Raw genomic sequence first — 6615 nt, 5'->3', positions numbered from 1 at the left:
TCAACGTCGAGAATTCGAGTTCCCTTGCGCGCCAGACCCATCACCCCACTCAACACGATGAAGCCCCAGAACTCGAATATCCGCTCATGCCGCATTGAGCGCGGTTGGAAACGGCCACAGCGGGGTGCGGAAAGTTCACGGACCGAGATGATCTCGGCCCGCCAAAGGGGCGAGGCCCGGGTGGTTGGGTCATGCGAGTGAGCAGATGATGGCGGTCAGTGCGGTTGAGAACTGGTCGTTGGTCTGTTCGGTGTTGACGCTGACGGTTGCGGCGGTTCCCGCGGGCGTGGCGATGGTCAGGGTGCTGAAGCCGGGAATGCCGCCGGAGTGGCCCCAGACTTCCTTCTGTTGTCGACCGCAAGGCACTTGGAATCGGATCAGGCCCAGGCCGTAATTCATCTCGGTGCCGGGTGCCATGGGCATGGCGGTTTGCATTTGCGCGAGTTGTCTTGTGGGAAACAGTTTTCCGGTGGTCAGTGCGGTGATGAACTGGTTCAGGTCGGCGCCGGTGGAGATCATCGCGCCGGCGGCGCCTGCCCATGCGGCTTCCATCGTGGTGGCGTCGACCCACTTGCCATCGACATTGTGGTAGCCGAGTGGGTGTGGATCGCGCAGGCCGGTCTCGCCTGCCACGGGGAAATAGGTGTCGTGCAGGGCCAGCGGTTTCAGGATGCGCGCGTCGATCTCGGCGGCGAGCCGTTGACCGGTCAGGCGTTCGATCATCATGCCCAGCAACACGTAGTTGGTGTTGGTGTACTGAAATTGCGCTCCTGGCTCGAACTGCGGTGGCATGGTCATCGCAATCCGTACCAGGTCGGCAGCGGCCAAGTCGCGGTAGGCCATGCCGTCGGATGTCTGATCGAGTTGCTGAGGCAATTTGTGGGCGGCGTCCTCGGGGGCGAAGTCCGCAAGGCCACTGGTGTGCTGAAGCAGTTGGCGCACCGTGATCCGGTTGCCGTCGTTGCCGGCACCTTGCACCACACCCGGCAGGTACCGTTCGATCGGGGTGTCGAGTTCGACCGTGCCGATCTCGGCGAGTTGCAGCACCACGGTGGCGACGAAAGTCTTGGTGACACTGCCGATTCGGAAATGTGCACGGTCGGCGTAAGGTGCTCCGGTGCCGAGGTCACCGGCACCTGCGGTGACGGCGCGCTGTCCATCCGGCCCACTGATGACCGCCTGCGCGCCAGGCATACCGGAGCGGACGAGATTGTTGAGCGCCTCGGAGACCGGCGCCGACGGCTCGGCGATGGCGTTCGGTTCCGCCGTGTGATTGCCGCAGCCGACCGTGGCCAGCAGTGTCACGGCGAACAAAGATGCGAGCACGACCACCGGGGAGCGCCGGATTGCTTTTTCACGCACGTGTTCTCCTCAGCCACACGACCAAGATCGTTCGGATATGACTGATCCGACGCTAGAGAACAGGCCCACCCACGCCTATCCGGTAACACCCGGAACCACACCCCGAATTCGCCTGGTCCACACCCCGGTTTCGCGAGGTTCTGTTACTCGAGCGTCAAAGACGTGCTGCCACCACCTCGGTCGCCACCTCGAGAAACTTCAGGTCGGTGACTGCCGGGACCAGGATGAACTCGTCGCAGCCTGCCCGCTCCGCGCCGTCGAGGATGTCGGCGAGAACCTCGGGGCTCGACGCCCGGGCCGAGGTGGCGATCGCCTCGGACAGCTGGGGTCCGAGGAAGCCGAGGTAGCGGGCGGTGAAGGAGCGCAGCGCCTCCGGTGCGTCGGGGACGCCGAGGGCGGTGAAGCAGCCGCTGACCTTGCGTGGGGTCGTGGCGCGACCGGCTTCGGCCCAGCAGCGGTCGGCGAGTTCGGTCGCGTTGGCGATTTCCTCGGCGTTGCCCGAGATGCTGAAGCCGGAGACGCCGTCGGCCCATCGCGCCGCCCGGCGCATCGCCTTCGGGCCTATCGCGCCGGCGAGGATGATCGGTCCGCCCGGCTGCACGCATGCCGGGCCGACCGGGTCGGCGCCCTCGAACGGCGGCTCGCCGACGAGCAGTGACTTCAGCTCGGCGACCTTGTCGTCGAGCTGCTGGTGCCGGCCCTTGAAGTCGGCGCCGAGAGCGCGGTAGTCGTGTTCACGACCGCCGACGCCGACAGCCACCTCGAGGCGGCCGTTCGAGAGCTGGTCGAGGGTGCCGATCTGCTGGGCGACCATCGCCGTCGGGTGCTGCGGAAGCACAAAGAGGTTCGCCAAGACCTGCACCCGCTCCGTCACCGCCGCGCAGGCGCCCAGCGTCGCGACCATCTCGGGGTTCGAGAACGTCACCCGCTCGCCCACCGAGACGCTCGAAAACGGGCCCGCGTCGATGCGCCGGGCCCAGTCGAGCGTCGTGCCCGGTCCGTAGCCGGGAGCCATCTGCGGAAGTGCGACACCGATCTTCATGTGGTGACCTTCTCAGACCATCCGGTCCGGTCAAGTGATTTCGACGCGAGATGTGATGGCGATCAACTCGCGTAGGCGTCGCCGAGACATGTGCGGAGCCGACACCCCGCGCCCCGTCTCCGCACGATTCCTCGGAAGACGCATAGTAGTGATCAGGAAGAGGAAGGGGCGGAGTTGCGCATCGGGGTTTCCGGACCACATGGGACCGGCAAGACGACCTTGGTCGAAGAGCTGTGTGCGCGACTGGAACCCGGGCACACGGCGGTCGAGGAACCGTACGTATGGCTCGAAGAGGAAGGATACGAATTCGCGTATCCACCCGCGGCCGAGGACTATCGGGCGCAGTTGCGCTACGCGATACGCCTGCTCGGTGATCGAGCACCCGCGGCGGTATTCGACAGGACACCGCTCGACTTCCTCGCCTACCTGGCGGCCACCGGCGTCGATCCGGAAGCCGGGATCGACGAATCCGCGATACGGACCGTGCTGGCCTCCCTGGATTTGCTGGTGATCGCTCCGATCACCGCGGAGACCGAGCGTGTGCTGCCCACACCGGAGCTGACCCGGCTCCGCCGGAGCGTGAATGATGCTCTGCTGGAACTGGTTTACGCCGACACCATGGAATTGCTCCACGATGTGCCCATTCTCGAGCTGACCTGCCCGCTCGACCAGCGCGTCCACGCGGTGCTCGAAGCGCTGGCAGGTCACCACGGGAATCTGCGGCAGTGATCGAGAATCAGCGAGTCGCGTCGGGAACCCACATGTACCCGGTGACCCCGGTATTGACGCAGATGACCGGTTCCCCGGTGTTCACATCCCACGTCGGATGCATCAGCTCGCTGCGCGGACACCAGGTGTTCACCACCGGCGTCGCCGTGGCGGACGCGAATCCGGCCGATCCGATGACCGCCGCCGCGATGACTCCGCCGATGACGGCTGTGCTGGCGAGTGCCTTCATTGTGTTCTCCCCTCGTAGTCCGACAAGACCACTCTGCGAGGACCGCGTTAACGAAACCTTGGGGTTCGCTTGTCGACAGTTCGCACCATGCTCGACACCTGGACAGTCGCCGAGCGGGAGGCGCGGGAACTCGAGTTAGGCTGAGCCGATCCGAGGCGAGCATCGCCGAGACTGCGGAGGGAATTGTCTTGTTGGGCCGGGTATTTCGTAGTTCTGGACCGCCGATCACGGACCGAAACTGGAATTCCGGCTCGACGGCTCGCAACATCACTCGTTCTGCGACAACCAGCTGATCGTTCCTGTCCTGGCCGCCGCGAGCATCGTCCCCGCCGATTTCGCCGCCAAGATCGTCGGCACCATCGACCCGCGGGACTCGCTCGATCTGCAGCGCGGCTCCCTGCGCACGTTCTTCGACAAGACATTCGGCCGTTTCGACGACCTCGGCAAGGCCCCGGCCACCCTGCTGCATCCGGAAATGATCCCGGTCCCTTAGGTATTGCGGGGTCGGGTGGGTTGTTAGGGTGGCGGGGTGAATTCTCCGGAGGCGTCCAAACGGTAGCCGCTCGGCCTGCGGGCTGGGCGGCGTTGTGAGCGTGGTCCCCACCGGTCGCCGAGCGACCGGTGCGTTTCGGGCATCTCGCAGCGCCGGATGATGTCGATTTCTTGCGGTCGGGTGGATGGTTCGCCTGATTCCGCAATTCATCTCAGGTGTCGTGGATGTGACTGCGGCGCCTTGTATCCGGGGAGTTCCTCTTATGCCCATTGTGGTGTTTGTGCTGGCTGCTGCGGTTTTCGCGCAGGGCACGTCCGAGTTCATGGTGTCGGGACTGCTGGAGCAGATCGCGGCCGATGTCGGGGTCTCGCTCGGTGCGGCCGGCTTGCTGACCTCGCTATTCGCCGCCGGCATGGTGGTGGGGGCGCCGGTGATGGTGATGCTGGCGGGCCGATTCCCCGTCCGGTATTCGGTGACAGCGTTTTTGGGGTTGTTCTGCGCTGCGCATGTCGTCGGCGCCGCGGCGCCCGGGTTCTCGGTGCTGCTGGTGACGCGCGTTGTCGCGGCGATCGCCAATGCCGGGTTCTTGGCGATCGCGCTGGCCGCGTTGCCGCGGTTGGTGAGTCCGGCGGTGCTGGGGCGCGCGAGTTCGGTGGTCGTGTCCGGGGTGACGGTGGCCTGCATCGCCGGTGTTCCCGCAGGCGCGTTGCTGGGGCAGGTCTGGGGTTGGCGTTCGGCGTTCTGGGCCGTTGCCGTCATCAGCGCGGCAGCGCTGGCGCCGATGTGGATGACGCTCGGTGACGCGCACGACGGCGATACGCCGGACGGGCGGGCACGGTCGATGCGACGCGAATGGCTGGTGGTGCGGCAGCGGCCGGTACTGATCGCCGTCGTGGCTGGTGTCCTGGTCAACGCGGCGACCTTCGCCGGGTTCACCTATCTGGGCACCATCACGACCGGCATCGCCGGTGGTGATCGGTGGGTTCCGGTGGTGCTGGCCTTGTTCGGTGTCGGCTCGTTTCTCGGAGTGATGGTCACCGGTCGCTACAGCGACCGTCATCAGCAGCGGATCATCCTTGTCGGAACGGTCGTGCTCGTCGGAGTCTGGCTGCTGGCCGCGATGACCGCGCAGACGCTGACCGGGGTGCTGGTCATGTCGATGGTGGCGGGTGCGGTCGCGTTCGGTATCGGTTCGACGCTGATCGCGACGATCGTGCAGACTGCCACGCCGGTGGCTCCGCGGATCGCCGGTGCACTGGCGACCACCGCCTTCAACATCGGCGCCGTTCTCGGCCCTGCCGCTGCCGGTCTGCTCGTCGACCGCACTGATCACCCGACCACAGCGTTGTGGTGCAGCGCCGCCTTCACCACTGTTGCGGTGAGTGTCGTTGCGATGGGCCGGCAGAGTGGACACGATCTCCGCTGGACCGATGAATTCCAGAGGGATACGTCGTCGACACCTCTGGGCACACCGAACAGCGGTGGGCCGGGGCAGAAGCAATCGATCCGGGCAGTGGTCCGGCCGAGCGAGCGGGAGGCGCAGTGAGCGGTACGACGGTGTTGGTGGCGGGGGCGAGTATCGCGGGACCCGCGTTGGCTCACTGGTTGCATCGGCGGGGCGCGGCGGTGACGGTGGTGGAGCAGGCACCGGGGCTGCGACCGGGCGGGCAGGCGGTGGATGCGCGCGGGGTGGCCAAGGAGGTCATCCGGCGCATGGGGCTGGACGCGGAAGTGCGTGCGGCGCGCACCGAGACCGCGGGCGCGTACACCGTCGACACGAACGGGACAGTGCTGGAGACCTTTCGCGCGGAGGACAACGACGGCGACGGGTACATCGCGGACATCGAGATCCTGCGCGGGGACCTGTCGCAGGTGCTCCACGACGACACCCGCGACGGTGTCGAGTACATCTTCGGCGACCGGATCGCCGCATTCACCCAGGACGCGGACGGGGTCGACGTGACCTTCGAGAGCGGCGACCGGCGGCGGTTCGACCTGGTGATCGGGGCGGACGGACTGCATTCGTCATTGCGGGAGATGGCCTTCGGGCCGCATGAACGCTTCGTCCGTCATCTCGGGCTGGCGCTGGCGTTCTACAGCGTCCCGAACGAATTCGAGCTGGATCGCTGGCTGCTCGACTGCCAGGAGCCCGGGCGTTCCGCGGGCCTGCGACCCATCCAGGACGCCACCCGCGCGATGGCCATATTCTCCTTCACCGCAGCCGATTTCGACGTCGACTACCGCGACATCGACGCCCAGAAACGCCTGCTGCGCGACCGAATGTCCGGCATGGGCTGGCTGACCCCGCGCATCCTCGCGCACCTCGACGACACCCCGGACTTCTATCTCGACCAGGTCGCCCAAGTGATCATGGACCGCTGGTCGACCGGACGCGTCGGCCTGCTCGGCGACGCGGCGTTCAGCTCCTCGCCAATGTCCGGGCAGGGCACCGGCCTGGCCCTGGTCGGCGCCTACCTGCTGGCCGGCGAGCTGGCCGCCGCCGGATGGGATCCCGAGGCCGGGTTCACCGCGTACGAGGCCCGCATGCGTTCGTTCGTCGAGGCCAACCAGGAAATCGGGCGACTGCACGCGCACAGCCTCGCAACCCCCGCGCCCGACTCCGAGCCGAGCGCCGAGCCCGAGTGGGACCTCGAGCTGATCGACCGCGCGATCAACGGCATCGAACTGCCCGACTACGCAGAGCTCCCGGACCTCAGGGCACCTGCCGGAACGCCGACCACCTAGTCGGGCAATCGATTC

At 66.5% G+C, this 6615-nt stretch carries 6 protein-coding genes; 3 read left to right on the top strand and 3 right to left on the bottom strand.

The window, feature by feature from the left end:
- Positions 1-189: 189 nt before the first annotated feature.
- Positions 190-1362 (bottom strand): serine hydrolase domain-containing protein, encoded by a 1173-nt coding sequence (locus tag ACWEOI_RS27060; protein WP_452361418.1) that lies wholly within the window; start codon positions 1360-1362, stop codon positions 190-192.
- 154 nt (positions 1363-1516) lie between these two features.
- Entirely contained in the window at positions 1517-2404 is an 888-nt protein-coding gene (locus tag ACWEOI_RS27055) for an LLM class flavin-dependent oxidoreductase (RefSeq protein ID WP_452361417.1), read from the bottom strand.
- 174 nt (positions 2405-2578) lie between these two features.
- On the opposite strand from ACWEOI_RS27055, the gene ACWEOI_RS27050 reads away from it, so the two are divergent.
- A complete protein-coding gene (locus ACWEOI_RS27050) occupies positions 2579-3133 on the top strand; it encodes an AAA family ATPase (protein ID WP_452361416.1) in 555 nt (184 codons plus the stop codon).
- A gap of 7 nt (positions 3134-3140) precedes the next feature.
- On the opposite strand, the gene ACWEOI_RS27045 is transcribed toward ACWEOI_RS27050, so the two are convergent.
- Positions 3141-3362 carry a hypothetical protein gene (locus ACWEOI_RS27045; protein WP_433672161.1) on the bottom strand — a complete coding sequence of 74 codons (222 nt, stop codon included), beginning with the start codon at positions 3360-3362 and terminating at the stop codon, positions 3141-3143.
- 755 nt (positions 3363-4117) lie between these two features.
- Here ACWEOI_RS27045 and ACWEOI_RS27040 point away from each other — a divergent pair.
- Together ACWEOI_RS27040 and ACWEOI_RS27035 are read left to right on the top strand one after the other, a co-directional pair.
- The gene (locus ACWEOI_RS27040) at positions 4118-5401 is read left to right on the top strand and encodes a Cmx/CmrA family chloramphenicol efflux MFS transporter (RefSeq protein WP_452361415.1); all 1284 of its coding nucleotides are present in this window, start codon (positions 4118-4120) and stop codon (positions 5399-5401) included.
- The gene (locus ACWEOI_RS27035; RefSeq protein WP_452361414.1) at positions 5398-6600 is read left to right on the top strand and encodes an FAD-dependent monooxygenase; all 1203 of its coding nucleotides are present in this window, start codon (positions 5398-5400) and stop codon (positions 6598-6600) included. Before ACWEOI_RS27040 ends, ACWEOI_RS27035 begins: the two co-directional genes overlap by 4 nt.
- Positions 6601-6615: the final 15 nt, after the last annotated feature.

This window comes from Nocardia sp. NPDC004340, assembly GCF_053602575.1.
Note: the sequence above shows the minus strand (reverse complement) of the source record. Positions and strands in the feature narration are given on the sequence as shown.